Origin of the sequence: Bradyrhizobium sp. CSA207, assembly GCF_029051685.1 — a bacterium.
Lineage (GTDB): Bacteria > Pseudomonadota > Alphaproteobacteria > Rhizobiales > Xanthobacteraceae > Bradyrhizobium.
The window spans coordinates 1-944 of sequence record NZ_JAACFT010000116.1; the positions used below are offsets into that span (position 1 = coordinate 1).

The window sequence follows — 944 nt, forward strand, 5'->3', positions numbered from 1 at the left end:
TAGGATTCCCTGCACTTGCGGGGACGTCCAATGAAGCGCTTTGTTGAAGGGGTGGATCGCGGGCAGAGCATGCTGTTTCCGGCATCGCTCGATGACTATGTGACCGTGGATAATCCAGTGCGAGCGGTCGACGTGTTCGTCGAGAGTCTCGATCTCGGCAAGCTCGGGTTCATCGGCGTCCAGCCATTCGACACGGGCCGACCCAGCTATCACCCGGGTACGATGCTCAAGCTTTACATCTACGGCTATCTTAATCGGGTTCCGTCGAGCCGACGCTTGGAGCGGGAATGCCAGCGCAATATCGAGATGATCTGGTTGACCGGCCAGCTGGCGCCGGATTTCAAGACGATCGCTGACTTCCGCAAGGACAATGGCAAGGCCATTCGTGAGGTCTGTCGCGAGTTCGTCGCGTTGTGCCGAAAGCTTGAGCTGTTCAGTGCCGCGAGCGTCGCCATCGACGGATCAAAATTCAAGGCCGTCAATGCGCGGGACAAGAACTTCACAGAGGCCAAGATGAAGAGGCGTCTGGAGCGTATCGATGAGAGCATCGCCCGCTATCTCTCTCAGCTTGAGACCGCCGATCGGCATGGCGACGCGGTGCCGGAGGCGAAGGTTGAGCGGTTGAATGGCAAGATCGAGAAGCTCAAGGAGGAGGTCGTCCGGCTCAACACGATCAATGTGGAGATGATGAAGAGCGAGGACAAGCAGATTTCGCTGACCGATCCCGATGCGCGCTCGATGGCGACGAGTGGCAAGGACACCGGGATCGTTGGCTATAACGTGCAGATCGCAGTTGATACGCAGCATCATCTCATCGTGGCTCACGAAGTGACCAACATGGGCACCGATCGCCACGAACTCGCTAACATGTCCAGGCAGGCTCGCGACGAGATGGCGGTCGAGACGCTCGAAGTGGTGGCAGACCGCGGCTATTACGATGGAGA

Annotated in this window: 1 protein-coding gene; it reads left to right on the forward strand. The window is 58.2% G+C overall.

Features of this window, described 5'->3' with window-relative positions; translation table 11 throughout:
* Positions 1-30: 30 nt before the first annotated feature.
* On the forward strand, positions 31-944 hold a 914-nt coding region (locus tag GWG65_RS40220; RefSeq protein WP_275200921.1), incomplete at its 3' end, for an IS1182 family transposase.